At 71.4% G+C, this 24,347-nt stretch carries 25 protein-coding genes and 1 pseudogene; 16 read left to right on the forward strand and 10 right to left on the reverse strand.

Annotation, left to right across the window (positions count from 1 at the left end; all coding sequences use genetic code 11):
• Positions 1 to 32 precede the first annotated feature (32 nt).
• Positions 33 to 854 carry a 3-hydroxybutyrate dehydrogenase gene (locus ACZ60X_RS12120; protein ID WP_469596717.1) on the forward strand — a complete coding sequence of 274 codons (822 nt, stop codon included), beginning with the start codon at positions 33 to 35 and terminating at the stop codon, positions 852 to 854.
• Between the two features lie 88 nt (positions 855 to 942).
• The gene (locus tag ACZ60X_RS12125; protein WP_469596720.1) at positions 943 to 2,862 is read left to right on the forward strand and encodes a helix-turn-helix domain-containing protein; all 1,920 of its coding nucleotides are present in this window, start codon (positions 943 to 945) and stop codon (positions 2,860 to 2,862) included.
• 400 nt (positions 2,863 to 3,262) lie between these two features.
• Here ACZ60X_RS12125 and ACZ60X_RS12130 read toward each other — a convergent pair whose 3' ends face one another.
• Entirely contained in the window at positions 3,263 to 3,994 is a 732-nt protein-coding gene (locus ACZ60X_RS12130) for a DUF7873 family protein (RefSeq protein ID WP_469596722.1), read from the reverse strand.
• Positions 3,995 to 4,142: 148 nt separating this feature from the next.
• Between ACZ60X_RS12130 and ACZ60X_RS12135 the strand changes: the two genes are divergently transcribed.
• Together ACZ60X_RS12135 and ACZ60X_RS12140 are read left to right on the forward strand one after the other, a co-directional pair.
• Complete coding sequence (locus tag ACZ60X_RS12135) at positions 4,143 to 4,406, forward strand: VOC family protein (RefSeq protein ID WP_469596725.1); 264 nt, start codon at positions 4,143 to 4,145, stop codon at positions 4,404 to 4,406.
• A gap of 155 nt (positions 4,407 to 4,561) precedes the next feature.
• Entirely contained in the window at positions 4,562 to 5,236 is a 675-nt protein-coding gene (locus tag ACZ60X_RS12140; RefSeq protein WP_469596730.1) for an ankyrin repeat domain-containing protein, read from the forward strand.
• A gap of 42 nt (positions 5,237 to 5,278) precedes the next feature.
• Here the strand turns inward: ACZ60X_RS12140 and ACZ60X_RS12145 are convergent, their stop codons facing one another.
• Both ACZ60X_RS12145 and ACZ60X_RS12150 read right to left on the reverse strand, forming a co-directional pair.
• Positions 5,279 to 6,352 (reverse strand): NAD(+)/NADH kinase, encoded by a 1,074-nt coding sequence (locus ACZ60X_RS12145; protein ID WP_469596733.1) that lies wholly within the window; start codon positions 6,350 to 6,352, stop codon positions 5,279 to 5,281.
• 226 nt (positions 6,353 to 6,578) lie between these two features.
• Positions 6,579 to 7,274: a helix-turn-helix transcriptional regulator gene (locus tag ACZ60X_RS12150; RefSeq protein ID WP_469597423.1), complete on the reverse strand. Its 696-nt coding sequence runs from the start codon at positions 7,272 to 7,274 to the stop codon at positions 6,579 to 6,581.
• An 11-nt stretch (positions 7,275 to 7,285) separates the two neighbouring features.
• Between ACZ60X_RS12150 and ACZ60X_RS12155 the strand changes: the two are divergent.
• Positions 7,286 to 7,926: pseudogene (locus ACZ60X_RS12155) on the forward strand (MFS transporter); the annotation flags it as partial.
• Positions 7,927 to 8,079: 153 nt separating this feature from the next.
• On the opposite strand, the gene ACZ60X_RS12160 reads toward ACZ60X_RS12155, so the two are convergent.
• The gene (locus ACZ60X_RS12160; RefSeq protein ID WP_450795575.1) at positions 8,080 to 8,274 is read right to left on the reverse strand and encodes a DUF2795 domain-containing protein; all 195 of its coding nucleotides are present in this window, start codon (positions 8,272 to 8,274) and stop codon (positions 8,080 to 8,082) included.
• A gap of 643 nt (positions 8,275 to 8,917) precedes the next feature.
• Here ACZ60X_RS12160 and ACZ60X_RS12165 point away from each other — a divergent pair.
• A complete protein-coding gene (locus tag ACZ60X_RS12165; protein ID WP_469596735.1) occupies positions 8,918 to 9,319 on the forward strand; it encodes an SseB family protein in 402 nt (133 codons plus the stop codon).
• 461 nt (positions 9,320 to 9,780) lie between these two features.
• Here the strand turns inward: ACZ60X_RS12165 and ACZ60X_RS12170 are convergent, their stop codons facing one another.
• Both ACZ60X_RS12170 and ACZ60X_RS12175 read right to left on the reverse strand, forming a co-directional pair.
• Entirely contained in the window at positions 9,781 to 10,179 is a 399-nt protein-coding gene (locus tag ACZ60X_RS12170; RefSeq protein ID WP_469596739.1) for a MarR family winged helix-turn-helix transcriptional regulator, read from the reverse strand.
• Between the two features lie 72 nt (positions 10,180 to 10,251).
• Positions 10,252 to 10,602, reverse strand: a complete 351-nt coding sequence (locus ACZ60X_RS12175) for a VOC family protein (protein ID WP_469596742.1) — start codon at positions 10,600 to 10,602, stop codon at positions 10,252 to 10,254.
• A gap of 201 nt (positions 10,603 to 10,803) precedes the next feature.
• On the opposite strand from ACZ60X_RS12175, the gene ACZ60X_RS12180 reads away from it, so the two are divergent.
• Entirely contained in the window at positions 10,804 to 11,148 is a 345-nt protein-coding gene (locus ACZ60X_RS12180; protein ID WP_469596745.1) for a histidine kinase dimerization/phosphoacceptor domain-containing protein, read from the forward strand.
• Between the two features lie 49 nt (positions 11,149 to 11,197).
• On the opposite strand, the gene ACZ60X_RS12185 is transcribed toward ACZ60X_RS12180, so the two are convergent.
• The 4 genes from ACZ60X_RS12185 to ACZ60X_RS12200 are packed head-to-tail and all read right to left on the reverse strand — an operon-like array spanning position 11,198 to position 15,415.
• Positions 11,198 to 12,229 carry a LacI family DNA-binding transcriptional regulator gene (locus ACZ60X_RS12185; RefSeq protein WP_469596748.1) on the reverse strand — a complete coding sequence of 344 codons (1,032 nt, stop codon included), beginning with the start codon at positions 12,227 to 12,229 and terminating at the stop codon, positions 11,198 to 11,200.
• On the reverse strand, positions 12,226 to 13,131 hold the full coding sequence (locus ACZ60X_RS12190) for a carbohydrate ABC transporter permease (RefSeq protein WP_469596751.1): 906 nt from the start codon (positions 13,129 to 13,131) through the stop codon (positions 12,226 to 12,228). The genes ACZ60X_RS12185 and ACZ60X_RS12190 overlap by 4 nt, the downstream gene beginning before the upstream one ends.
• Positions 13,128 to 14,102 carry a carbohydrate ABC transporter permease gene (locus ACZ60X_RS12195; RefSeq protein ID WP_469596754.1) on the reverse strand — a complete coding sequence of 325 codons (975 nt, stop codon included), beginning with the start codon at positions 14,100 to 14,102 and terminating at the stop codon, positions 13,128 to 13,130. Before ACZ60X_RS12195 ends, ACZ60X_RS12190 begins: the two co-directional genes overlap by 4 nt.
• Positions 14,099 to 15,415 carry an extracellular solute-binding protein gene (locus tag ACZ60X_RS12200; RefSeq protein ID WP_469596757.1) on the reverse strand — a complete coding sequence of 439 codons (1,317 nt, stop codon included), beginning with the start codon at positions 15,413 to 15,415 and terminating at the stop codon, positions 14,099 to 14,101. Before ACZ60X_RS12200 ends, ACZ60X_RS12195 begins: the two co-directional genes overlap by 4 nt.
• Before the next feature lie 234 nt (positions 15,416 to 15,649).
• On the opposite strand from ACZ60X_RS12200, the gene ACZ60X_RS12205 reads away from it, so the two are divergent.
• The 9 genes from ACZ60X_RS12205 to ACZ60X_RS12245 all read left to right on the forward strand — a co-directional run bounded on the left by ACZ60X_RS12205 (position 15,650) and on the right by ACZ60X_RS12245 (position 24,338).
• On the forward strand, positions 15,650 to 17,671 hold the full coding sequence (locus ACZ60X_RS12205; protein WP_469596760.1) for a beta-galactosidase: 2,022 nt from the start codon (positions 15,650 to 15,652) through the stop codon (positions 17,669 to 17,671).
• 108 nt (positions 17,672 to 17,779) lie between these two features.
• Positions 17,780 to 19,342 (forward strand): glycosyl hydrolase 53 family protein, encoded by a 1,563-nt coding sequence (locus ACZ60X_RS12210; RefSeq protein ID WP_469596763.1) that lies wholly within the window; start codon positions 17,780 to 17,782, stop codon positions 19,340 to 19,342.
• A 194-nt stretch (positions 19,343 to 19,536) separates the two neighbouring features.
• Complete coding sequence (locus ACZ60X_RS12215; protein ID WP_469596766.1) at positions 19,537 to 19,824, forward strand: ArsR family transcriptional regulator; 288 nt, start codon at positions 19,537 to 19,539, stop codon at positions 19,822 to 19,824.
• A gap of 109 nt (positions 19,825 to 19,933) precedes the next feature.
• Positions 19,934 to 20,395 (forward strand): fluoride efflux transporter CrcB, encoded by a 462-nt coding sequence (crcB, locus tag ACZ60X_RS12220; protein ID WP_469596769.1) that lies wholly within the window; start codon positions 19,934 to 19,936, stop codon positions 20,393 to 20,395.
• Positions 20,392 to 20,766 carry a DUF190 domain-containing protein gene (locus ACZ60X_RS12225; RefSeq protein WP_469596772.1) on the forward strand — a complete coding sequence of 125 codons (375 nt, stop codon included), beginning with the start codon at positions 20,392 to 20,394 and terminating at the stop codon, positions 20,764 to 20,766. Before crcB (ACZ60X_RS12220) ends, ACZ60X_RS12225 begins: the two co-directional genes overlap by 4 nt.
• A complete protein-coding gene (gene crcB, locus ACZ60X_RS12230; protein ID WP_469596774.1) occupies positions 20,763 to 21,137 on the forward strand; it encodes a fluoride efflux transporter CrcB in 375 nt (124 codons plus the stop codon). The genes ACZ60X_RS12225 and crcB (ACZ60X_RS12230) overlap by 4 nt, the downstream gene beginning before the upstream one ends.
• A gap of 74 nt (positions 21,138 to 21,211) precedes the next feature.
• The gene (locus ACZ60X_RS12235; protein ID WP_469596776.1) at positions 21,212 to 22,048 is read left to right on the forward strand and encodes an undecaprenyl-diphosphate phosphatase; all 837 of its coding nucleotides are present in this window, start codon (positions 21,212 to 21,214) and stop codon (positions 22,046 to 22,048) included.
• A 173-nt stretch (positions 22,049 to 22,221) separates the two neighbouring features.
• Positions 22,222 to 22,902, forward strand: coding sequence for a FadR/GntR family transcriptional regulator (locus ACZ60X_RS12240; protein ID WP_469597426.1), 681 nt, complete (start codon positions 22,222 to 22,224; stop codon positions 22,900 to 22,902).
• On the forward strand, positions 22,899 to 24,338 hold the full coding sequence (locus tag ACZ60X_RS12245) for an amino acid permease (RefSeq protein ID WP_469596777.1): 1,440 nt from the start codon (positions 22,899 to 22,901) through the stop codon (positions 24,336 to 24,338). Before ACZ60X_RS12240 ends, ACZ60X_RS12245 begins: the two co-directional genes overlap by 4 nt.
• Positions 24,339 to 24,347: the final 9 nt, after the last annotated feature.

Consider the following 24,347-nt stretch of genomic DNA (forward strand, 5'->3'; position numbering starts at 1 on the left):
GGTGAGGGGCAGGTTCTGCTTAAGGTCGGCACATGACCGCCTCCAGCCCCCCGCCCGGCCCGCACCCGCACCCGCAGCCCCTCGCCCTGGACCTCCGCGGCCGCACCGCCCTCGTCACCGGTGCCGCGAGCGGCATCGGCCGCGCCTGCGCGCTGCGGCTCGCCGCCGCCGGGGCCGAGGTACGGGCTGTCGACCGCGACGCGGCCGGTCTGGCGGAACTCGCCGGACAGGCGGAGCGGATCCCCGACCTCCCCGGGGGCGTCGTACCGCACGTCCTTGACCTCACCGACCTCCAGGCCGCCGAACAAGCCGCCGCCGGCACCGACGTACTGGTCAACAACGCGGGTCTGCAATTGGTGCGCCCCATCGAGGACTTCCCGCCCGACGTCTTCCACACGGTGCTGACCGTGATGCTGGAGGCACCCTTCCACCTCATCCGCGGTGCGCTGCCGCACATGTACGCACAAGGCTGGGGCCGCATCGTGAATGTGTCCTCCGTGCATGGTCTGCGCGCCTCTGCCTTCAAGTCGGCCTATGTGACCGCCAAACACGGTCTGGAGGGTCTGTCCAAAGCGGCCGCTCTCGAAGGCGCCGCCCACGGAGTGACCTCCAACTGTGTGAACCCCGCCTATGTGCGCACACCCCTGGTCGAGAAGCAGATCACCGACCAGGCGCGGGCGCACGGCATCCCCGAAGAGCGCGTGCTGTCCGAGATCCTGCTGAAGGACACCGCCGTGCAGCGGCTCATCGAACCGGAGGAGGTCGCCGAGGCCGTGGCGTACCTCTGCAGCCCCCAGGCGTCCTTCGTCACCGGCACCTCGCTCGTCCTCGACGGCGGGTGGACGGCCCACTGAGGGCCTTGGACAACCCTGGACGGAGCCCACCCACCGGAGTTGTCCACAGGCACGGCAGGCCGGGCCGCCGATGCGCGATCCTGTGACCATGTCTCGCGATCACGCCCAGTCGGCACCCAGCCGCAGCCCCGAAGCCCCGTACCTGGAGCTGCTGGCCCGCGACGCCTCCGTGGAGGCGTACGAGCAGCCGGTGCTGCTCGCCCGCGCCGAGGGCCGGCCGGCCGACCGGATCGCCGAGCTGGAGCAGGCCAGAGCGCTCGCCCTGCGCGTCCGGGCCGAGCTGGAGGGGCGCCGGCGCCGTGAGGCGGAGCTGTCCGCGCTGTTCGAGACCGCCCACGACCTCGCGGGCCTGCGCGACGTGGACGCCGTCCTCCAGGCCATCGTGCAGCGCGCCCGCTCCCTGCTGGGCACGGACGTCGCCTACCTCACCCTTCACGACCGGGAGCGCGGCGATACCTACATGCGGGTGACGGAGGGCTCCGTCTCCGCCCGCTTCCAGCAGCTGCGGCTCGGACTGGGGGAGGGGCTCGGCGGACTGGTCGCGCAGACCACACGGCCGTACGTCACCGACGACTACTTCCAGGACGCCCGCTTCCAGCACACCCTCACCATCGACGCGGGCGTCCGCGACGAGGGCCTGGTCGCCATCCTCGGCGTCCCCCTGATGCTCGGCCCGCACGTCATCGGGGTCCTGTTCGCCGCCGACCGCCGGGCACGCGTCTTCGAACGCGCGCAGATCGCCCTCCTGGGCTCCTTCGCCGCCCTCGCCGCCGCCGCGATCGACACCGCCAACCTGCTCACCGAGACCCGCGCGGCAGTGGCAGGCCTGGAACACGCCAACGAGATCATCCGGGACCGCAGCGCCGCCATCGAGCGGGCCTCCGACGTCCACGACCGGCTCACCGAACTCGTCCTGCGCGGCGGCGGGGTGCACGACGTGGCCGCCGCCGTCTCCCAAGTCCTCGACGGAACCGTGGAGTTCACCGAGTCCGGAGCGGCCCCGGCCGAGGCGCTGCGAGCCTCCCGCGCCGAGGGACACGCCGTACGGCACGGCGGGGACTGGATCGCGCCGGTGGCCGCCGGCGGCGAACTCCTCGGCGCGCTGGTCCTGCGCGGGCACCGCGGCCTCGACCCCGTGGACCAGCGCACACTGGAGCGGGCGGCGATGGTCACCTCACTGCTGCTGCTCGCCCGCCGCTCCGCCGCCGAGGCCGAACAGCGCGTACGCGGCGAGCTGTTGGACGACCTGCTGGACGCCCGCGACCGGGACCCCCGCCTGCTGCGCGAGCGCGCCACCCGGCTGCACGCCGACCTGGACGCGACCCATGTCGTCCTCGCCGCCCGGCTCGACGGACCCGCGGCCGACGCCGACGAGGAGGCCGCGGCCCGCCGCCGCCTGTGGTCGGCCGCCTCGCACCTCGCCGCCACCCGCCACGGCCTCGGCGCCGCGCGTGACGGCGGCACCGTCCTGCTGCTGCCGCTCGGCGCCGACGACAGCGCCACCGACGTGGCCCGCCGCACCGCCCGCCAGCTGGGCACGGCCGTGCGCCAACCCGTCACGGTCGGTGCCTCCGCACCCGTCACCGGCCTCGCCGCCCGGCCCGAGACCGTGGCCGCCGCCTACGCCGAGGGCCGCCGCTGCCTGGACGCGCTGCGTCTGCTGGGCCGGGCCGGGGACGGCGCGGCGGCCGAGGACTTCGGCTTCCTCGGCCTGCTCCTCGCCGGTGACCGCGACATCGCCGGCTTCGTCGAGCGCACCGTGGGCCCGGTCGTGGCGTACGACGAGCGGCGCGGTACGGAGCTGCTGCGCACCCTGGACGCCTACTTCGCCTGCGGCATGAGCCCGGCCCGTACCAAGGACGCCCTCCACGTCCACGTCAACACGGTCGCCCAGCGGCTGGAGCGCGTGGGCCGGCTGCTCGGCGCGGACTGGCAGGCACCGGCCCGCGCCCTGGAGATCCAACTCGCGCTGAGACTGCACCGGTTGGCGGCATCGACCAGAGCCTGATCACGGGCCACGGACGTGGCGGGACCCGGGAGTCGTATCCAGCTCCCGGGCCCCTGGGGATGCCACCCAATTGCGCACGCCGGCGGCGTGAGAGGACGGATCAGTCATCATGCCGTCGTGTTCTGCCTTTGAACTACCGCACCGTGCGAGAGGTGCAGGCGAGAGTCGAACTCGCATCCGACGGCGTTCGTCCGGCCTCGGTCGGTCCGGCGATCGGCGGCGATGCTGAGACTGGAGCGAGAGTCTGAGATTGACCGCGGCACTGTCGCCGCTTCTTCAGGCTGAACTTCAGTGTCAGCTTGCGCTCATCGCGCGCACCGGTCCTCGATCCGGTCCGCGCCTGTGGCGCACCCCCGCGCTCGCACGCGGGGGCGATCGTGGATGCTACCCGCGACCGGCGTCAGCCGAGCAGGTAGCCGAACACCGCGTCACCGACCCGCTGGTCGGTGACCTCGGCGCCGTTGGCCTCCTCACGGGCGAACTTCACCGCCTGCTGGAGCTTCTCGACCCGCTCCACCAGCTCGTTCACCCGCCGCGCCGGAAGCGCGCCGGAGAACTTCACGGTCGTCCAGTACCCGATGGGCACGTCCTCGTAGTACACCTCGACCTGTGCCGGGTGCTTGTCGGTCGCCTCCGCCTTGACGTGGTTGCGCGGGACCTTCCGGGTGCGGATGGTGCGCACCGGGTCCGTCTTCCACCAGTCCGTGGACGGGTCGTGCGACCAGGACTCGGCGGCGTCGAGGGTGGGGAGCTTCCTGACGAACGTGTGCAGGTCGGTGAGCTGCTTCTCCAGGAAGAGGAGGTAGCTGACCGGGACGTCGGTGAGGATCGTCCGGCCGTCGACGGTGACGTCCGCGCGGGCCGCGCAGTTCGCCCAGTCCTTGGTGGCGGTCACGTCGAAGAGCCGGGTGAGCGACACGGACATCTCGCGCAGCACGTCCTCGGCCTGCACCTGCACCCGTGTGGACTCGGGCGGCAGCTGCTCGCCCTCCTCGTCCTTCGGCTGGTACGTCCGTGAGATACCGGCCAGCAGTGCCGGCTTCTGCACCTTGTGGTGTGCCGCGGTGATGTCCTGGAGCGACTTGCTCTTGACACCCTTCTCGACGGCGATGATCTGGTTCAGCTTCGCCACTTCGGGTCCCCCTTCGAACAGGCAGGAACGTACCTCGCCGGTTCGGACACCCGCATCCTCTTTATCGCGGGGCCGGGCCCCTGCCGGGCGACCGGCCGACCGGCTGTTTCGAGGTGCCAAGGCCCATGCCGCTGCTTGAAGTTGTGTGATGGTCACCCGTCCGAAGGCCCGGCTTACCGGCGACTGCGCCGAGCCCGAGCGGCTCGCGGCGTCCTGGGCCGCTGCCCCGGGGTACGAGGTCGAGCCGCCGCCCGCGCCGTTGGGCACCCGGCGTGCGTACTGGCTGGACCAGGGCGTGCCGGAGGCGGCGCCGGGCACGGGCGACTGCGGTGACTCCGTGGTCGACCCGCGCGTGGCCGGCCCGTGGATGTGGTTCCGGCAGGTGCCCGGACTACGGGTCCTTCCGTGGTGATGCGCGATCCGGAGGGCTCGGTACGGGCATGTGAGGTTCGGGAGCGTGTGGCGTGGCTCCATGTGCGGGAGCCGGCCGGTCACACCGTCCAGTGGCCCGAGCGGAGGCGAGCCCGAAGTGGCGCGGTGCGACCGGAGGTTCCTACACTCGCCCGCGTGGATCACGAGAAAGTCGCGCACTGGGACGGCGTCACCCGCCGGTCGAGCCTCAAGGACACGTACGCGGCACTGCGCGACCAACTCGCCGACGCCGCGCGGGACGGCCACTGGCGCGATGTGTTCGCGCTCCTCGAGAAGCACCCGGACTGGGTCAACACCGCGCGACTGGAAGGCCGGAGCGGCTTCACACCGCTGCACCAGGCCGCGTGGCACGGCGCCTCCGCCGAGACGGTCGGGCGGCTGCTGGAGGCCGGCGCGTGGCGGACCCCGCGCACCGGCGACGGGGCGCGGGCCGTGGACATCGCCGCACGGCGCGGCCACCACCACATCACCGCTCGGCTGCGCCCGGACATCCGGCACCCCCTGCCCGCCGACGTGACCGGCCGCCTCCAGTACCACCTGCACCGGCTCATCCGGCACAGGGCGGGACTGGAGGACGGCTCCGACCTCGCCACCCAGCAGATGATGCGGCTGCCGGAGGTGGAGGTGCTGACCGAACTGGCCCATCCGGTGTGCTGGTTCCCCGTCCCCGGCATGTACGGCGGCTTCAAGATCCGCCTGAGCGGCCGCGAACTGACCGTGGACAGCTGGATCCGCATCGTCGGAGGCTCCGAGCGGACGGATGTCGTCACCGTCGACGGAGTGACCATCCAGGAGGGCGGCCTGCTGTGACGGGCCCGGCCGGCGCAGGGGCGACCCGGCGAGGTGCTGGGCTCAGGGCGGGGGCGGTTCGTCGGCCGGAGCCGGGGGCAGGGCCAGGTGCGCCAGGTCGCCCGGCCGGGGAGTGGTCACCGGCCACAGCGGAGCGGCCTCGCCGTCGGCCAGTGCGGCCGGTGCGTCGGTGAGGTTCATGCGCTCGCGCAGCCGGCCGTAGAAGTCCGTCGGGCCCAGCCGTACGGCCTTGAGCTTGTGCGGAGCGGCGTACACGCCGATCCAGTCCCCGGGGCCCAGCACCCCGCGCAACTGGCCGTCGATACTCACGGCGGCCTGGCCCGAACGCTCCAGCACCCGCAGCGCGATGGGCTCGTCCGGAGCGGCCACGACCGAGCGGTTGAACACCATGTGCGGGGCGACCGGCGTGAAGACGAGCGCCTCCGCGCGCGGTGACACGACGGGTCCGCCCGCGGCGAAGCTGTACGCCGTGGACCCCGTGGGCGTGGCCACGAGCAGTGCGTCGGCGGAGTACGACGCGAGCAGCCGGCCCGCCAGATAGACACCGACCGACACCTGGCGGTCCCGGGCCAGCTTCTCCACGACGACGTCGTTGAGCGCCGTGACGTTCAGGGCGACACCCCACTCGTTCCCCGTCTCGCACTCCGTGCGCACCCGGGGCGGCGGCAGCATCGGACCGCGCCCGTACCGCAACAGCGCCTCCATCTGTGCCGGCACCTCCAGCCGGCAGGAAGCGCGCATGGTCAGCAGCATCCGGTTCTCGACCGTGATCCGCCCGTCCCGTACGGCGTCCAGTGCGACGCGCACCGCCGGGGCCGGCACCTCCGTCAGAAAGCCGACCCGGCCGAGGTCGACACCGAGGACCAGGGCGTCGTGCTCGGCCGCGAGCCGGGCACCGCGCAGAAAGGTGCCGTCGCCGCCGAGCGTGACGATCAGGTCCGGGTCGCCCGCCGCCTCGATCTCCTCCAGGGCACTGTGCCGCGCGCCCTGCTGCCACACGTCGATGTCGGCACAGCCCACCGCGTGCTCGGCGCACCACTCGCGCACGGCCCCCGCGGCGGCCACCGCCTCAGCCCGTCCGCCGTGCACCACCAGGCCGACACGGTTCACCGTCATACCCGCCTCCGCCTCCCTGGCACCTGTTCCCCAAGCGCCCTCACCGAGCGCCATCCTCACCGCGTACCCCGCCGCCCGGCTCGCGCCACGCCGCCGGTTGCCGCGACCGGACGCGCCGCACCCCCGGGCACCACCCGCGGGCTCCACCGGGCCGGCGAAGCGCCGCCCACCGGGCACGCGGGCCGGGCGATTCACCGGCCGCGCGGCTGCGGCCCCGTGCCCCGCCTCACCCGGTGATGCCCCCGGTCTGCGCCGGACGCGTGCCCGGCGTGTGGCCGAAGGCGCGGCGGAAGACGTCGATGAAGGCGCTGGCCGAGGACCAGCCGCACCGGTGCGCCACCGCCGTCACGGGGGTGTGCTCGGCCAGCAGCACCAGCGCCCGGCGCAGCCGTGCCTGGGTACGCCACTGCGGGAACGTCACGCCCAGCTCGCGGCGGAACAGCCGCGAGAGCGTACGGTCGCTCGCCCCGACCTCGCGGCCGAGTTCGGCGAGCGTGCGGCCGTCCGCAGGGTCCGCGAGCAGCATGCCGCACAGCGCGCGCAGCAACGGTGACGACGGCGTCGGCAGATGCAGCGGCCGCTGCGGCGAGGCGCGCAACTGGTCGAGCAGCACCGCGCGTAGCCGCGCCCGCTCGGGACTGCCGTCGTCCGGGGCGCGGGTGTGAGCGATGATCAGCTCGCGCAGCAGCGGGGACACGGCGAGCGCGGTCGGGGTGTCCAGGCCCAGCGGGTTCTCGGTCGCCGGCAGCCCCACCAGGTGCAACTCCAGCTCGCCGTGCGCCTCATGAGCGTGCACCGTGCCGGCCGGCACCCACAGCGCCCGGGTGGCCGGGGCGATCCAGGAGCCCGCGTCGGTGGTGACGCCGACGACCCCCCGGCCCGCGTAGACGATCTGGTGGTCGTCGTGCCGGTGGGCGTCGATGCCCGTGCGGTCCCGCGCTCGTCGGGACCGTGCTCTGCCTGGCCGTACCGCGCGCCCCCGGCCGCCGCCCGCCGAACGGCACCGCCGCCGCGCCCAGCCGCGCCGGGCGGGACACGGCCGACGACACGGCGTCGTTCATCCGTCTGTCGCTGGCCGTGGGCTGTCGCTCGATCGTCTTCGTCGGCCTGAGCACTTTCCTGTCCCTGTACGCCGAACAGCGCCTGGGCGGGGGCGCGGGCACCGCCGCGCTGTGCGTGCTCTACGCCGGCGGTGCGATCGGCTCCGTGCTCGGCGGGGCGCTGGCCGAGCGCTGGGACCGGGTCACGGTGTGCCGCTGGTCGTACCTGGTCTCGGCCTGCGCGGTGGCGGGCGTCGTGCTCGTGCCCGGACCGGCGCTGTACGCGTGCGTGGCGCTCACCTCCGCCGGACTGTACGTGCCGTTCTCGCTCCAGGTGACGCTCGGCCAGGACTACCTGCCCTCACGGGTCGCCACGGCCGGCGGCATCACGCTGGGGCTGGCCGTCGGCGTCGGCGGTCTCGCGAGCCCGCTCATCGGCCTGCTCGCCGACGCGACCTCCCTGCCACCTCCCTGGCGCCCCTCGCCCTGATGCCCGTACTCAGCTGGCTCTTCCTGCGCGCTCTGTCCGAACCCGCCACCGCGACCCGAACCCGCCATGGCCCCGACGACGCAGGACGACCCGCTGCCGCCCCGATGACCGGTCGCCGCGGCCCGGCCGGTGCCGGCGGCTGGCACGCGTGTGCGGCGGCCGGGACACAACCGCCCGGCCGCCGCATCGGTGGCCGATCATTCGTTCCGGAAGACGGCCTTGCTCACTTCGGCGGGATTCTGGAACTCCTTCTTCCCGAGGTGGGAGATCCGGTCGGTGATCTCCTTGGACGCGTGGTTGTCCTCGGCGACCTTCCTGAGCTGCTCCCGGTCGGCCGGATACTCCGCTCCCGAGAGGGCTTTCTGCAGATCCGTGGGGCTGACACCCGCCATGGCTCCTCCAGGCGGCGAGATGATGCTCGGTCGGTACGCCGGCGCCGCATGCTGCGCCGGACCGCTATCAGGTACCCCCCGCCCGACGGCGGATTCAAGGAATCATTCCGCTCACGGGACCGGCGAGGAACGCCTGGTCGCCGCCGTGCGTGCGGCGCGCGCCGCACGAGGTCCCGGACCGGCCCCGGGCCCCGCGCCATACAAGCGGCCCCGGTGTCTCTCCCGCCCGGCGAGTCTTCGCGCCATTCCCCGGTACGCCGACGCGGCGGCGCGATGCGCGACCTGCCGCCCGCCTTCGTCGGCAGGGTGCCCCTCACCCGTGTCGTGGCGGCGGAGCGGCCGAGCGGCGCCTGGCGTGCCTCCTGGGACCGGTGGCGGCCCTTCGCCCACCGGTCCCAGGGACCAGCCTTTCCGGCAATCCGTCCACCGCGTGGACGCCTCAGTGGACGAAGATGCGCAGCTTGGCGTCACGGGCCCGCGGTCGCATCGGCATGCGGCCACAGGAGGGGGCGTGCGGGTGTGGCCACCAGACCTCCGCGCGATCCTCACGCATGTGCCGGGTCCCACCGGGTACGCGGCCCGGGAGCGCCCGGGCACTGACCGGTCCGGGAGCCGTACCTTCGCAGCTACCTGGGGATTTGCCATGGACGCATCCGCCGCACACGACCCCCGGCCGACCCCGGCCCAGCAGGCCCTGGACGCGCTGGCCGTCGACGCCGAGGACCAGGCCGCCCTGGACACCCTCGCCCACAGTGACGTACTCGTTCCGGTGCCGGACGACGCGGCCGATCAGGAAGGCGCCGACACCACCTCGCTCGCCCTGCCCGTGCTGGAACAGCCCGGAGGCGAACCGGTCGTCCCCGTGTTCACCACGGAGGGCGAGCTGGCCCGGCTGCTGCCGTTCGTCTCGCGCTACCGCCTGGTCCCGCTCGGCGCACTCGCCTCGCAGTGGCCCGAAGATGACCTTTCGCTGGCCATAGACGGCAACTCCGCACACGCCCTGACGCTCACGTCCCAGGGGGTGAGGACCCTGCTGGCCCGCTGACGAAGCGCTCAGCAGGGGCGTGGGACGCGCGCGCCACGCGCAACCCGGCCGCACGGGCGTACGCATCGGACGGCACAGCCTTCCGAGGCGTCCGACCAGCTGGTGGTCAGGGGCCACCCGCTCGGCGCGAAGGTCCCGAAGGAGGACCCGGTGCCGCAGCCGGCCAGCGCATGGGTCACGCCGCGCCGTACCCGGTCGACTCCCGGGCCAGCGAGGGCGAGGAGCTGGAGGGACGGTGCGTTGCGGCCCGGCGCAGGCCAGGCGGCCACGGGAGCCGGTCAACCGGGACGGCGCCCGCCGTTCCGTCCCGTCATCCGGTCGCACGCGGATCGCCATCCACCTGAGCGACGCCGACCCGCTGCTCGGCCGTCGTCACCGGCACGCGCGCGTGCCGCCAGGACGGGGCCGAGGCGCTGCGCGACGGGAGCGAGCTGGTGCGTCAGGGCGGCTGAGCCGCCGCTCTAACGTTCCTGCTCGGTCAGCATGCGCTGCAGCACCGCACGCTGCAGTGGCAGCACCTCAGCGTGCAGGGCGCGGCCCTTGGGGGTGAGCGCCACCCACACCCCGCGCCGGTCCTCGGCGCACACCGAGCGCTCGACCAGCCCGTCCTTCTCCAGCCGGCCGATCAGCCGGGACAGCGCGCTCTGGCTGAGATGCACCCGTCCGACCAGGTTCTGCACCCGGCACTGCTCGCCCTGCGCGGGCGACTCCGCGGCCAGGATGTCCAGCACCTCGAAGTCGCTGGCGCCCAGCCCGTGCGGGTGCAGGGCCCGGTCTATCTCGCACATCGTGCGCGCGTGCACCGCGAGGATGCCGCGCCACCGTTCCTCCAGCCGGGCGTCGGCCGTCTTGAGTGCCATACCCGCACCGTAGCACCGATCCAGCCAATCGTTGAGTATGCAACTAGTTGGGGGGCGGGTGACGGCCGGGGCTCAGGCGGCCGGGTCCTGGAGGAGGCCGATGAGGTTGCCGTCGGGGTCCTTCACAGAGGCGATCAGCCGGCCGTTGCCGACGTCGCGCACGTCCTGCAGCACCTCGGCGCCCGCCTCCACCAGCGCTGCCAGACGCTCCCGCAGGTCGGTGACGTGCCAGTACGGCACCGGCCCGGTCAGCCCCTGGGCATGCCCGTTCGGGTCCAGCCCGACGTCCTGGCCGGCCGCCTTGAAGCCGACGTAGTACGGCTCGTCGGCGTACGGCTCGACGCCGAGCAGAGCGGTGAACAGCGCCTTGGCGGCCTTCGGGTCCTTCACGGGGTAGATGATCGTCTGAACGCCTGCGGTCATGGAACTCACTCCTTCGCGATGCACGGCCCGGCGGGCCCTCCCGCCGGTGCACCTCACGCTAGGGCGGGGCGGCCCGCTCCGGCTTCTCCGATCCTGACCGGTTGTCCGCGCGACCCGGAAGGCCGGACTCGTCCCAGGGATGCAGACGACTGGATCCGCAGGTCGGTGCGGATGTCAGTGCCGTCTGCGACCATGAACGCCATGGGGGAGTACGACGCGTTGGCGGCGGCGCTCGCAGTGGCGTGCGCGGCCGTCGTAGGGCTCGCGGTGGCGCTGGTGCGCACCCGGCGCCGCTGGCGGGCGGCGGTCGGGGAGCGCGGCTGCCTGCTGGAGCGGGAGCGGGAGAGCGCCGCCGAGGCGGCGATCGCGGCCGAACGCGACCGCATCGCCCGGGAGCTGCACGACATCGTGAGCCACAACGTCAGCCTGATGGTGGTCCAGGCGAGCGCCGCGCGCGAAGTGCCGGGCACGATGCCGGACGAGGCCGCGACCGCGCTCAGAGCCGTCGAGGACGCCGGGCGCGGCGCGATGACCGCAGACGCCTGACGATCCTGCCCGGCACCCCCTGACGCACCCGGCACTCCCAGCCCAGCGTTCACGCGGACTCGCGCCGCACCAGCTCCGTCGGCAGGATCACCGCCGCCGGATCCTCGCCGCCGATCTGCGCGAGCAGCACCCGCACCATCTCGCTGCTGATCCGGTCCCACGGCTGGCGGATCGTGGTCAGCGCCGGCGTCGCGGCGGTCGCCGCGGGGGAGTCGTCGAAGCCGCCGACAGCGATGTCATCCGGCACCCGCTTCCCGGCCCGGTGCAGGGCCGCCAGCACCCCCTGCGCCATCAGGTCGGAGGCCACGAACACCGCGTCCATGTCCGGGACCTGCGCCAGCAGCCGCTCCGCGCCCGCCTCGCCGCTCGCCCGGCTGTAGTCGCCGGAGACGACGAGCCGTTCGTCGACCTCGATCCCCGCCTCGGCGATCACCTCCTTGTATCCGGCGAGCCGCTCCACACCACCCGGTGTGTCCAGGGGGCCGGCGACCACACCGATCCGGCGCCGGCCCAGCGACAGCAGGTGCCGGACCATGTCCCGCGCGCCGTCCCGGTCGTCGGCGGCCACGTAACTCACCTTCGAACCCAGGCCGATGGGCTTGCCGCAGGCGACGAGCGGCACGCCCGCCTCCCGCAGCTCCTCCGCGACCGGATCACCGGAGTGGCTGGAGACCAGCAGCACCCCGTCGACGTGCCCGGCGGTGATGTACCGCGTGATGCGCCGCCGTTCGTCCTCGGTGCCCGCCAGCATGAGCAGCAGCGGCACGTCGTGCGCGGCCAGCGCCTGCGTGCAACCGCGCAGCAGCACATTGAAGTTGGGGTCCTCGAAGAACCGCTCCTGCGGCTCGGTCAGCAGAAAGCCGACCGAGTCCGAGCGCCCGGTGATCAGCGAACGGGCGTGCCGGTTCACGACGTACCCCGTCCTGCGGATGGCGGCGTTGACCGCCTCCTGCGCGGCGGGAGAGACGTAGTGCCCGCCGTTGAGCACGCGCGAGACGGTGCCGCGCGAGACACCCGCCTCGCGCGCCACGTCGTGGATCGTCGGCGGTTTGCGCCGGCCCCCCGTATTGCCCATGGTCATGACTTTACGGCCCCGGACAGCAGGTCGAGGCTCCAGAACCGCTGAATGACCAGGAACAGCGCGATCAGCGGCAGGACCGCGAGGAACGCGCCCGTGATCACGAGGGTGTACAGCGCCGGGGTGTTGGAGCCCTGTTCCAGCAGCGTGTACAGACCCAGTGTGAGCGGGAACTTCTCGTCGTCGCCGAGCATGATGTACGGCAGCAGGAAGTTGTTCCAGATCGCGACGAACTGGAACAGGAACACGGTGACCATGCCGGGGATCATCATCGGCAGCGCGATCCGGGTGAAGATCCGCCACTCGCTCGCCCCGTCCATCCGCCCGGCCTCCACCACATCGGCGGGGACGGCGGCGGACGCGTAGATCCGGGCGAGGTAGACGCCGTACGGGGAGAGGATCTGCGGCAGCAGCACGGACAGGTAGGAGTCCGTCATGTTCGCCTTCGCCAGCAGCAGGTACTGCGGGACGGCGAGGATCACCGGGGGCATCAGCACGCCCGCCAGCAGCACGTTGAAGATCGTCTCACGGCCCTTGAACCGGTAGGTCGCGAGCGCGTAGCCGCTGAACGCCGACACGGCCGTGGACAGCAGCGCGCCGAGACCGGAGTACAGGGCGGAGTTGCCCATCCACGACCAGTAGATGCCGCTCCGGTAGGCGTTCAGGTCCTTGATGTTCTGCGCGAACCCGGTGCCCGGCAGGAAGGTGAAGGTGGAGAACAGCTCGTGCCCGGACTTGGTGGAGGCGATCACCACCCATGCGACCGGCAGGAGGGTGTACAGGGCGCCGATCAGCAGCGTGACCGTCGACACCAGCGCGATCCGGCGGCGCAGCGGCGGGTCCTGCGCCGTACCGGGAGTGGTGCCGGCGGCCGGGGCGGCCTTGCGGACGGCGAGGGTGCTCATCGCGCCTCCATCGTGTTGCGGCGGTTCGCGGCCCGCAGGAAGCCGAACGACAGCAACAGCGTCACCAGGGCGATCAGTACCGCCTCGGCGGCGGCCGAGTAGATGTCGTTGCGGTGGAAGGCGTCCTGGTACACCTTCATCAGCGGACTCCAGCTGGTGTCCACGGAGTTGGTGAGCGGTTTGAGGGTCGTCGGCTCGTTGAACACCTGGAGCGTGGCGATGATCGAGAAGAAGAAGGTCAGCACCAGCGAGGGTGCCACCATCGGGATCTTGATCCGCAGGGCGATCTGCAGCGGGGTGGCGCCGTCCAGCTTCGCCGCCTCGTACACCTCGGCCGGGATGGACTTCAGCGAGGTGTAGATGACGGTCATGTTGAAGCCGGTGCCGCCCCAGACCGCGATGTTCGACAGGGCGAGATACAGCGGTCCGCCGTCCAGGAGGTTCGGCTGCGGCAGGTGCAGCTTCTGCAGCACGTAGTAGAAGGGGCTCACGTCCGGCAGGTACAGGAAGCCCCACAGCAGCGCGGCCACCACACCGGGGATGGCGTACGGCAGGAAGATCGCGAGCCGCGTGAACGGGGCGAGCCGCACCTTCTCCGAGTCCAGCATCAGCGCGAACAGCAGGGCGAGGCCCAGCATCACCGGGACGACGATGCAGCCGTAGCCGAGCACGCGCAGCGCGCCGTGCAGCAACTCGCCGTCCTTGAAGGCCCCGGTGTAGTTCTGGAAGCCGGCCCAGACCTCCTTGCGCGCGTTCGCGCCGAGTCCGAGCCCGGACACGTGCACCTTGCGGAAGCTGAGGAAGACGGCGTAGCCGATGGGCAGCGCGAAGAAGAGGGCGAAGAGGAGCGTGGCGGGGAGGAGGAAGACATAGGGCGCGCTTCGCGCTCGTTGGAGGGTGGCGGTCGGAGACGGGTGGGCGTACGGGGCCCCCTTGACCCCGTACGACTTCCGGTGTGCCGGGCTTGTCACTGGGAGACCTCGAAGCCCTGCTTCTTCATGTCGGCGACCGTGGCGTCCTGCATCTCCTTCAGGGCGGCGGTGAAGTCCGACTTGTCCTTGGCGGCGGCGCCGAACGCGTCGTTGAAGGTCGCGTACGCGACGTTCACGTTCGGGCCCCAGGCGGACGGCGCGGTGGTCTTCGCGATCTCGGCGGCCTTCGGGTAGAAGTCGGCCTGGTTGGAGAAGTAGTCCGGCGGGTTCGAGAACGCGCCGCTGAGCTGCGCGGACGTCGACGCCGGGTAGATGCCGCTGTCCTTCGCCAGCGCGTCGAGGGCGTCGTGATCGGTGTTCAGCCAGGCGGCGAACTTGGCGGCGGCGTCCTTGTGCGCGGAGTCGGTGGTCACGGCCGTCGAGGAGCCGCCCCAGCTGCCGGTGACGTCATCGGTCGCCGACCACTGCGGCAGCGGGGCCATGGCCCACTTGCCCTTGGTGTCGGGCGCGGCCGTGGTCAGCGTGCCCGGCGCCCACACGGCGCTCACCCAGGCGATCTGCTTGCCGGTGTCGAGGGCCTTGTTCCACGACGGCGTGTACATCGGCTGGTTGTCGATGGCGCCCTCCTTGACCAGTCCGCCCCAGAATTTTGCGACCTTCTGGGTGGCCGGGTCGTCGATCGCGACCTTCCACTTGCTGCCGGAGGTGGTCCACCACTTGGCACCGGCCTGCTGGGCGAGCCCCGCGAAGAGGCCGGAGTCGTTGGCGGAGAAGGTGGTCAGCTCCTTGTCCGGCGCCTTCTTCTTCAGCCGGCGGGCGGTCTCGGCGAACTGGTCCCAGGTGGTGGGCACCGTCAGGCCGTACTGCTTGAACAGGTCCTGGCGGTAGTAGAACATCATCGGGCCGATGTCCTGGGGTATCGCGTAGACCGCGTCCGTGCCGAGGGTGGTCTGCTGCCAGACGCCGTCGGCGAACTTGCCCTTGATGTCGCCGACCTGCTTGGAGATGTCGGCCAGCGCGTCATTGCTGACCAGCGTCGGCAGCGCCTGGTACTCGGCCTGGACCAGGTCCGGGGCCTGGTGCGCCTTGTGCGCGGTGAGGATCTTGGTGACCAGCGTGTCACCGCCGGCCTGCTTCTTCGCCGTGACGGTGATCCGGTCCTTCTTCCCCGGCCCCTTGTTCCACAGGTCCACGACCTTGTCCATGCCGGGCGTCCAGGTCCAGTACGTCAGCGAGACCGGACCGGAATCGGACTTGCTGTCGCTCCCGGAGCCGCAGGCGGCGAGGGTGGTCGCGCCGAGCGCGACGGCGAGTGCGGTTGTCACGAGGCGACGGCGCTTCGTGTGCGGCATGGTTTCTCCCCTGACCTGGGTCCCCGCCCGCTGCGGGGACCTGCCATGCAGATGTGCACGTTCACATGACCCGGTGCTCGCTCGTCGGAGCCCCTGCCATGCTTCTGTGAGCGTTCACAGTAGAGAAACATCCCGGACACTTGTCAATGGTTGTTGCTGTGCGGTTATGTTGGGCTCGCACCGCCGCCGCTGTGTGTGCACGTTCCCAAATGATCGATTCCCCGGGAGACATCCATGCCGGACACCAGCCCCAGGGGCCTCGCCAGGCTCGCCTTCGGTGGCGACTACAACCCCGAGCAGTGGCCGGAAAGCGTCTGGGAGGAGGATGTCCGGCTGATGCGCGAGGCCGGCGTCACGATGGTGAGCGTCGGCATCTTCTCCTGGGCCCTGCTCGAACCGGCGCAGGGGGAGTACGACTTCGGCTGGCTGGACCGGGTCATCGGCCTGCTGCACGCGGGCGGCGTCCGCGTCGACCTCGGCACCCCCACCGTCGCCCCACCCGCCTGGTTCTACCGGGCACACCCCGAGGCCCTGCCGGTCACCGCCGAGGGACAGCGCTATGAGTTCGGCTCCCGCGGCGCGATCTGCCACAGCAACGCCGACTACCGGGCCGCCGCGCAGACGATCACCACGAAGCTCGCCGAGCGCTACGGCGACCACCCCGCGCTCGCCCTGTGGCACGTGCACAACGAGTACGGCGTCCCCGTCTCGGCCTGCTACTGCGACTCCTGCGCCGCCCACTTCCGCCGCTGGCTCGCGCAGGTCCACGGCACCGTCGACGCCGTCAACGAGGCCTGGGGAACGGCCTTCTGGGGCCAGCACTACACGAGCTTCGAGCAGGTCAACCCGCCCCGCGCCACCCCGACGGTCGGCAACCCCGGCCAGGCCCTGGACTACAAGCGGTTCGCCGACGCCACCATCCGGGAGAACTTCCGCGCCGAACGCGACATCCTGCACCGTCTCTCGCCGGGCGTGCCGGTCACCACCAACTTCATGACCGCGCTCAGCCAGTGCGACTCGATCGACTACTGGGCCTGGGGCCGCGAGGTCGACCTCGTCACCAACGACCACTACCTGATCACCGACGGCCGCCGCACCCACGTCAACCTGGCGATGGCCGCCGACCTCACCCGCTCGGTCGCCGGCGGCGCCCCCTGGCTGCTGCTGGAGCACTCCACCTCGGGCGTCAACTGGCAGCCCCGCAACCCCGCGAAGGCGCCCGGCCAGATGGCGCGCAACTCGCTCGCCCACGTGGCCCGCGGCTCCGAGGGCGCGATGTTCTTCCAGTGGCGCCAGTCCCGGCGGGGCGCCGAGAAGTTCCACTCGTCGATGCTGCCGCACGGCGGCACCGACACCCGCGTGTGGCGCGAGGTGGTCGAACTCGGCGCGTCCGTCGACTCGTTGAGCCCCGTACGTGGCACCCGCACCGACGCCGACGCGGCCATGCTGTGGGACTGGCAGTCCTGGTGGGCGCAGAACCTCGCCTGGCGCCCGAGCGAGGACCACGACCCGCGCGAACGCGCCGACTCCTTCTACGAGACGCTCTACGACCGCCACCTGACGGTCGACTTCGCCCACCCGGAAGCCGACTTGTCGGCCTATCCCCTTGTCGTCGTACCGGCGCTGTACCTGATGACGGAGGCGGCCGGGAACAACCTCCGGGAGTACGTCGAGAGCGGCGGCACGCTCGTGGTGTCGTACTTCTCCGGCATCGTCGACGAGCACGACGCCGTGCACGAGGGCGCCTACCCCGGCGCGCTGCGCGACGTGCTCGGACTGACCGTGGAGGAGTTCTCGCCGCTGCTCAGGGACGAGCGGGTGCGGCTGACCGGCCCCGACGGCTCGGAACTGACCGGTGACGTCTGGACGGAGTTCGTCGTCCCGCGCGGCGCCGAGACCCTCTGGACCTACGCCGACGGACTCGCCGCGGGCCGTCCCGCCGTCACCCGGCACCAGCTCGGCCGGGGCACCGCCTGGTACGTCTCCACCCGCCTCGACGCGCAGGGCCTGGACGCCCTGGTCGGCCGGGCGGCCGACGACGCCGGGATCGCCCCGCGCGCCGACCTGCCCCGGGACGTCGAAGTGGTGCGCCGCAGCGGCGAGTCGGGCACCTACCTGTTCGCGATCAACCACACCGCCGGCGACACCAAGGTGCCGCTGGACACGCCCGGCACCGAGCTGCTGACGGGCGAACGCGCCGCGGGCCGCCTCCCGGTCCCGGCGGGGGCCGTCCGGGTCGTACGACTCGACGGCTGAGCCGGCTCCCCTCCGCCCGCGTGTGCCACGAGAGCCGTGGGCGGAGGGGTCCTCCTCCGGTCTCACCGGAGGCCCCCCTCCCCAGTTACGTCGAAGGGACGACGGACGATGAGGTTCCATCCCAGACGCACCACCAGGGCCCTGCTGCTGCCGCTCACGGCCGGGCTCGCCCTCACCTTCCTGCCCGCGCAGGCCGCGCAGGCCGCGAGCACGCTGACCAACGGCGGCTTCGAGGCCGACGGCACCGGCACGGCCACTCCCACCGGCTGGTCCGAGTACGGCGACACCGCCGCCTCGTACACGGAGGCCGGCGGCCACAGCGGCAGCTACCGCCTCACCCAGTACGCCGCCTCCGCCTACAAGGTGGAGACGTACCAGTACCTGTCGGGCCTGGCCAACGGCGACTACACGTTGACCGCGTGGGTCCGCTCAAGTGGTGGGCAGAACGCCGCCTACATAGCCCTCAAGAATTGCGGGAGCGCGGAACAGCGCACTGATCTGCCCATCTCGTCCAGTGGGTGGATCCGTATCGTCACTCCGATCAAGGTGACGAACAATCAGTGCACCATCAGCATCAACAGTGACGCGAACGCCGGCAACTGGATCAACGTTGACGACCTGACCTTCACGTCCGGCACCACGGGCACTTCCATCCACGGTGCCGACATCTCCTCCCTCGCCAAGAGCGAGGCCAAGGGCGGCGCCTACAAGACAGCGTCCGGCACGACCGGCGACGCGCTGGCCATCCTGAAGTCGTACGGCATGAACTACGCCCGCCTGAAGGTCTGGGTGAACCCCGCGGACGGCTTCAACGACAAGACGCACGTCCTCGCCATGGCCAAGCGCATCAAGGCGCAGGGCATGAAGCTCCTGGTCGACTTCCACTACTCGGACACCTGGGCCGACCCCGGCGCCCAGACCAAGCCGGCCGTATGGACGGGCCATACATACAGTCAACTCAAGGCGGACGTGTACAACCACACGTACGACGTGTTGAACGCCTTGAAGACTCAAGGCACCACCGCCGACATGGTCCAGATCGGCAATGAGATCAATGCCGGCATCCTGTGGAACGAGGGATCCACCTCCAACTGGAGCCAGCTCGCCGGTCTGCTCAACTCGGGCCACGACGCCGCCAAGGCGGTCAGCTCCGCCACGGTCGTCGCGCTGCACCTGGCCAAGGGCGGCGACCAGTCCGGCACGGAGTGGTGGTTCGACAACGCGGTCGCGAACGGCGTGAAGTTCGACGCGATCGGCCTGTCGTATTACGGCTACTGGCACGGCCCGCTCTCCGACTTCCAGACCACCCTGGACGACGCGGCCGCCCGCTACGGCAAGCCCGTCTTCGTCGCCGAGACCGCCTACCCCTTCACGCTGGCCAACGACGACTCGCTGGAGAACCAGATCGACACCACCGCCAAGCTGGTCTCCGGCTACCCGGCGACGGTGGCCGGCCAGACCAAGTGGATGAACGACGTGGCCGGCATCGTGGAGGCCGTGCCGAACCACCGCGGCCTCGGCGTCTTCTACTGGGAGGCCACCTGGACCGCCGTCCCGGGCAACGGCTGGGACCCGACCGACGCCACTTCCGGCAACGGCTGGGAGAACCAGGCCCTGTTCGGCTACGACGACAAGGCGCTGTCCTCCATGACGTGGTTCAGCCACCGCTGAACCACGTCATGGAGGGGGCCCGGCAGTAAGGGGCGGCCGGGCCCCTGCCGCACACACGACCCCGGCCCGTCGCTCCTCGGCCGCGTGCCCGTTCCCTACCGGACAACGACCGCCGAGTCCCCGGCCGCCCCGGCGTCGCCCGGTCCACAGTGGGAACACTGCGCAGGACGAGGCCGGCGACGGAGGGCGGACGGATGACGGGAGCACCCTCGGGCCGGATCCGGCACACCATCCTGGAGTGGCTCAAGGAGCCCGCGGCGCACTTCCCGGCCCGCGGCCGCGGCGACCTCGCCGAGACGGGGGTCACCGCACGGGCCGTGGCCGCCAAACTGGGCGTGCCGCACCGCACCGCCCGCGCCCACCTCGACTTCCTCACCCGCCTCGGCCTGCTGCGCGCCGCCCGCGTGGGCTGCCGCACCTGCTACCGGCGCGACGAGATCCGCATCGCCGAAGTGGCCCGGGTGTTCGAGAAGGGCTGGTGAGCCGGCCCGGGGGAGGGGCTCGCGCCCGGGCTGCCGCCGTCGTGCGGCGGTAGGCTGGTGCCCGGTCGTGATCACCCGACGGGGCGGGCCGAACAGGAGACACACGCGCATGACAGCCCCGGAAACCGAGAGCCTCCGTGTCCCCGTCGCACCGCGGCGCAGGTCCGAGTGGCGCACCCAGGCACCCGTCGTCGCGGTGGTCGCGGCCGGCGGCGCCCTCGGCGCGTGCGGCCGCTACGCGCTGGCCCTCCTCCTGCCCGCACCACCGGGCTCCTTCCCCTGGGCCACCTTCTGGACCAACGTCATCGGCTGCGCCGTGATCGGCGTGTTCATGGTGCTCATCACCGACGTGTGGGCCGCCCACCGCCTGGTCCGCCCCTTCTTCGGCACCGGCGTCCTCGGCGGCTTCACCACGTTCTCGACCTACGCCGTCGACATCCGCAAGCTGGTGGGGGCCGGCCGCCCCGGCACCGGGCTCGCCTACCTCGCCGCGACGCCGTGCGCGGCCCTCGCCGCGGTCTGGCTCGCCTCCCTCGCCACGCGCCGTGTGCTGACCGGGAGGCGGCGATGACGTCCCTGACCGGCCGGGCCCTCCGGCTCACCGTCTACGTCGGCGAGGACGACACCTGGCACCACAAGCCCCTGTACTCGGAGATCGTCCACCGCGCGCACGCGGCCGGGCTCGCCGGGGCGAGCGTCTTCCGGGGCATCGAGGGCTTCGGCGCCTCCTGCCGTGTCCACACCTCCCGCCTGCTGTCCCTGAGCGAGGACCTGCCGGTGGCGGTGGTCGTCGTGGACACCGAGGAGCGGGTACGGGCGTTCCTGCCGCAGCTCGACGAACTCGTCCACGAGGGGCTCGTGACACTGGACGCCTGCGAGGTCGTCCGGTACGTGGGCCGGGCCGAGGGCCCGAGGGGGGCGAAAGGTAAGAATCCGTTGTGAACTGGCTCCTGGTCGTCGCGGGTGCCGTGGTCGGTGCGCCACTGCGCTACCTCACCGACCGCGCCGTACAGGCCCGCCACGACCCGGTCTTCCCCTGGGGCACGTTCGTCGTGAACGTCGCCGGATGCCTGGTCCTCGGCACGCTCACGGGCGCCGTCAGTGCCGGCGCGGCAGGCCCCCACCTGCAGCTTCTGCTGGGTACGGGGCTGTGCGGGGCGCTGACGACGTACTCGACGCTCTCCTACGAGACCCTGCGGCTGGCCGAGGCCGGCTCCGGTCTCTACGCCGCCGTCAACGTCCTCGGGAGCGTGGCGGCCGGGCTCGCGGCGGCGTTCGCCGGGGCCGCGTTCGCCGACGTGCTGTTTGCCTAGTTCTTGCTCTACGGTCCGGCATAGTAAGACTGTCGACTGCACTGTCGACCAACTCTTACCCAGAACTGGATCCCATGAGCGCCATCTCCGTCGGTCAGGCCGTCGTTCTCGGAGTCGTCGAGGGGGTGACCGAGTTCCTCCCGGTGTCCTCCACCGGTCACCTGAAGATCACCGAGGGGCTCATGAACATCCCCGTCGACGACAAGTCCGTGGTCGGCTTCTCCGCCGTCATCCAGGTCGGTGCCATCGCCGCCGTGCTCGTGTACTTCTTCAAGGACATCAAGCGGATCGTCTCCGCCTGGTTCCGCGGTCTGGCCAACCGCGAGGAGCGTTACCACCACGACTACAAGTTCGCCTGGTGGGTGATCGCCGCCACCGTCCCGATCGTCGTCGTCGGCCTGGCCGCCAAGCCGCTCATCGACGGCCCGCTCGCCTCCCTGTGGGTGGTGGCCGGCTCGCTGATCGTCGGCTCCGGTGTGATGTGGGCGGCCGATCAGATGGGCCGGCACAAGCGCGGTGAGGACGACACCTCGTTCAGGGACGCCATGTGGGTCGGCTGCTCCCAGATCCTCGCGCTGCTCTTCCCCGGCTTCTCCCGCTCCGGCGCCACCATGTCCACCGCGCTCATCCTGGACCTGGACCGGGTGGCGGCCACCCGGCTGTCGTTCTTCCTCGGCATCCCGGCCCTCACCGGCGCCGGTGTCTACGAGTTGAAGGACGCCCTCGGCGCGGGCGTGGGCGCCGCCCCGCTGGCCGTCGGCACCGTCGTGTCCTTCGTCGTCGCCTACGCCTCCATCGCCTGGCTGCTGAAGTTCGTTGCCAAGCACTCCTTCAACGCGTTCGTGGTCTACCGGATCCTGATCGGCGTGGGCCTGCTGGGCCTCCTCACCACGGGGGCGCTCAGCGCCTGAGAGAACACCGCTGATCATCCATGGGGTGCGGATGCCTGTTTTCAGGCGCCGCACCCCGTGAATGTTTCCTTACTGGATGTCTTGACAGTATCTGCGGGCAACCCGCAGGATCGTCACTCGTGAACCTGTCAGACAGCCAGACAGGTGGTCTGGGCCCCCGGCGCGTGAGCGCCATGGAAGCCGTACTCGGCCACCTGCGCGGCGCCATCGAACGCGGCGAGTACGCCATAGGCGACAAGCTCCCCTCCGAGGCCGAGCTGTGCCGCACCCTCGAGGTGTCGCGGCCCGTGCTGCGCGAGGCGCTGCGGGCGCTGCAGACGATGGGCCTCACGGTCTCGCGGACCGGCAAGGGCACCTTCGTCGTCGCGAACGCCGTCGAGGACCCCACCTTCGGCGACTACGCGGCCAGCGACCTGCTGGAGGTGCGGCGGCACATCGAGATCCCGGTCGCCGGGTACGCGGCCCTGCGCCGCACCGCCGAGAACCTGGACCACCTGGCGCATCTGCTCGACCGCATGGAGCGGGAGACGGACACCACCGCGTGGGTCGCGATGGACACCCTCTTCCACCTCGCCGTGGCCGAGGCCGCCCAGAACCCGGTCTTCCGCCGGGTCATCGAGGAGATCCGCGACGCACTGGCGCGTCAGTCGGCCTTCCTCAACGAACTGGGCGGCCGCCGTGAGCAGTCCAACCGCGAGCACCGGGCGATCGTCGAGGCCCTGATCGACGGTTCCGAACACGACGCGGTGGAGGCCATGAGCCACCATCTGGACCGCGTCGAGACGACCCTCACCGACATCGTGCGTCCCCAGCGGACGGACGACCTCCCCACGGAAGGCGGACCCGAGGCGTGAGCGAACAGCACCTCAAAGACGAGACGCGCCCCTCGTCCGGCCATGTCGACGCCGGAGACGCCGGCTACAGCAAAGGCCTGAAGCACCGGCACGTCAACATGATCGCCATCGGCGGCGCCATCGGCACCGGCCTCTTCCTCGGCGCGGGCGGCCGGCTCGCCGACGCCGGTCCCTCCCTGTTCATCGCGTACGCCGTCTGCGGCGTCTTCGCCTTCCTGGTCGTGCGAGCCCTCGGCGAACTCGTCCTGTACCGGCCGTCCTCCGGCGCCTTCGTGTCGTACGCCCGGGAGTTCCTGGGCGAGAAGGGCGCCTACACCGCGGGCTGGATGTACTTCCTGAACTGGGCGACCACCGGCATCGCCGACATCACCGCGGTCGCCACCTACACCCACTACTGGGGCATGTTCTCGGACATCCCCCAATGGTTGATCGCATTGATCGCCCTGGCCGTCGTGTTGACCGTCAATCTGATCTCGGTCAAGATCTTCGGCGAACTGGAGTTCTGGTTCGCGATCGTCAAGGTGTCGGCTCTCGTCGTCTTCATGTGCATCGGCATCTTCCTGCTGGTCACCCAGCACCCGGTCGCCGGCCACCACCCCGGCCCGTCCCTGATCACCGACAACGGCGGCATCTTCCCCAACGGCCTGCTGCCGATGCTGCTGATCATCCAGGGCGTCGTCTTCGCCTACGCCTCCGTCGAACTGGTCGGTGTGGCCGCCGGTGAGACCGAGAACCCCGAGAAGATCATGCCGAAGGCGATCAACTCGATCATGTGGCGTGTGGGCCTGTTCTACGTCGGCTCCGTCGTCCTGCTCTCGATGCTGCTGCCCTGGAACAAGTACAGCGCCGGCCAGAGCCCCTTCGTGACCGTCCTGTCCCACATCGGCGTCCCCGCGGCCGGCGGCGTGATGAACCTCGTCGTCCTCACCGCGGCCATGTCCTCGCTCAACTCCGGCCTGTACTCCACCGGGCGCATCCTGCGCTCCATGGCCATGAGCGGCTCGGCCCCGAAGTTCACCGGGAAGATGAGCCGCAGCCAGGTCCCGTACGGCGGAATCCTGCTGACCAGCGGTATCTGTGTCCTCGGCGTGGGCCTCAACTACGTCGTCCCCGCCGACGCGTTCGAGATCGTCCTCAACTTCGCGGCGATCGGCATCCTCGCGACCTGGGGCATGATCATGATCTGTCACGCGCTCTTCTGGCGGAAGACCCAGAGGGGCGAACTGACCCGGCCGTCCTACCGGCTGCCGGGCTCCCCCTGGACCGAGATCGTGACGCTGGCCTTCCTCGTCTCCGTCCTGGTCCTCATGTACGCCGACGGCGGCGCCGGACGCACCACCGTGCTGTGTCTGCCGCTGATCGTCGCAGTGCTGGTCGCGGGCTGGTACGGCATCCGCGGCCGCATAGCGAGCTCGTCCACCGGCGCCGACGCGTGACCCGCGAAC

The sequence above is a fragment of the Streptomyces sp. NPDC104106 genome (assembly GCF_055584345.1).

Excerpts from the sequence above, each read along its gene's own strand:
- ACZ60X_RS12210 (WP_469596763.1), top strand. The coding sequence starts at position 17,780 with ATGAGGTTCCATCCCAGACGCACCACCAGGGCCCTGCTGCTGCCGCTC.
- ACZ60X_RS12190 (WP_469596751.1), bottom strand. The coding sequence starts at position 13,131 with ATGAGCACCCTCGCCGTCCGCAAGGCCGCCCCGGCCGCCGGCACCACT.
- crcB (WP_469596769.1), top strand. The coding sequence starts at position 19,934 with ATGACAGCCCCGGAAACCGAGAGCCTCCGTGTCCCCGTCGCACCGCGG.
- ACZ60X_RS12160 (WP_450795575.1), bottom strand. The coding sequence starts at position 8,274 with ATGGCGGGTGTCAGCCCCACGGATCTGCAGAAAGCCCTCTCGGGAGCG.
- ACZ60X_RS12185 (WP_469596748.1), bottom strand. The coding sequence starts at position 12,229 with ATGACCATGGGCAATACGGGGGGCCGGCGCAAACCGCCGACGATCCAC.
- ACZ60X_RS12240 (WP_469597426.1), top strand. The coding sequence starts at position 22,222 with ATGGAAGCCGTACTCGGCCACCTGCGCGGCGCCATCGAACGCGGCGAG.
- ACZ60X_RS12175 (WP_469596742.1), bottom strand. The coding sequence starts at position 10,602 with ATGACCGCAGGCGTTCAGACGATCATCTACCCCGTGAAGGACCCGAAG.
- ACZ60X_RS12180 (WP_469596745.1), top strand. The coding sequence starts at position 10,804 with ATGGGGGAGTACGACGCGTTGGCGGCGGCGCTCGCAGTGGCGTGCGCG.
- ACZ60X_RS12145 (WP_469596733.1), bottom strand. The coding sequence starts at position 6,352 with ATGACGGTGAACCGTGTCGGCCTGGTGGTGCACGGCGGACGGGCTGAG.
- ACZ60X_RS12215 (WP_469596766.1), top strand. The coding sequence starts at position 19,537 with ATGACGGGAGCACCCTCGGGCCGGATCCGGCACACCATCCTGGAGTGG.
- ACZ60X_RS12205 (WP_469596760.1), top strand. The coding sequence starts at position 15,650 with ATGCCGGACACCAGCCCCAGGGGCCTCGCCAGGCTCGCCTTCGGTGGC.
- ACZ60X_RS12125 (WP_469596720.1), top strand. The coding sequence starts at position 943 with ATGTCTCGCGATCACGCCCAGTCGGCACCCAGCCGCAGCCCCGAAGCC.
- ACZ60X_RS12165 (WP_469596735.1), top strand. The coding sequence starts at position 8,918 with ATGGACGCATCCGCCGCACACGACCCCCGGCCGACCCCGGCCCAGCAG.
- ACZ60X_RS12200 (WP_469596757.1), bottom strand. The coding sequence starts at position 15,415 with ATGCCGCACACGAAGCGCCGTCGCCTCGTGACAACCGCACTCGCCGTC.
- ACZ60X_RS12225 (WP_469596772.1), top strand. The coding sequence starts at position 20,392 with ATGACGTCCCTGACCGGCCGGGCCCTCCGGCTCACCGTCTACGTCGGC.
- ACZ60X_RS12135 (WP_469596725.1), top strand. The coding sequence starts at position 4,143 with ATGGTCACCCGTCCGAAGGCCCGGCTTACCGGCGACTGCGCCGAGCCC.
- ACZ60X_RS12170 (WP_469596739.1), bottom strand. The coding sequence starts at position 10,179 with ATGGCACTCAAGACGGCCGACGCCCGGCTGGAGGAACGGTGGCGCGGC.
- ACZ60X_RS12120 (WP_469596717.1), top strand. The coding sequence starts at position 33 with ATGACCGCCTCCAGCCCCCCGCCCGGCCCGCACCCGCACCCGCAGCCC.
- ACZ60X_RS12235 (WP_469596776.1), top strand. The coding sequence starts at position 21,212 with ATGAGCGCCATCTCCGTCGGTCAGGCCGTCGTTCTCGGAGTCGTCGAG.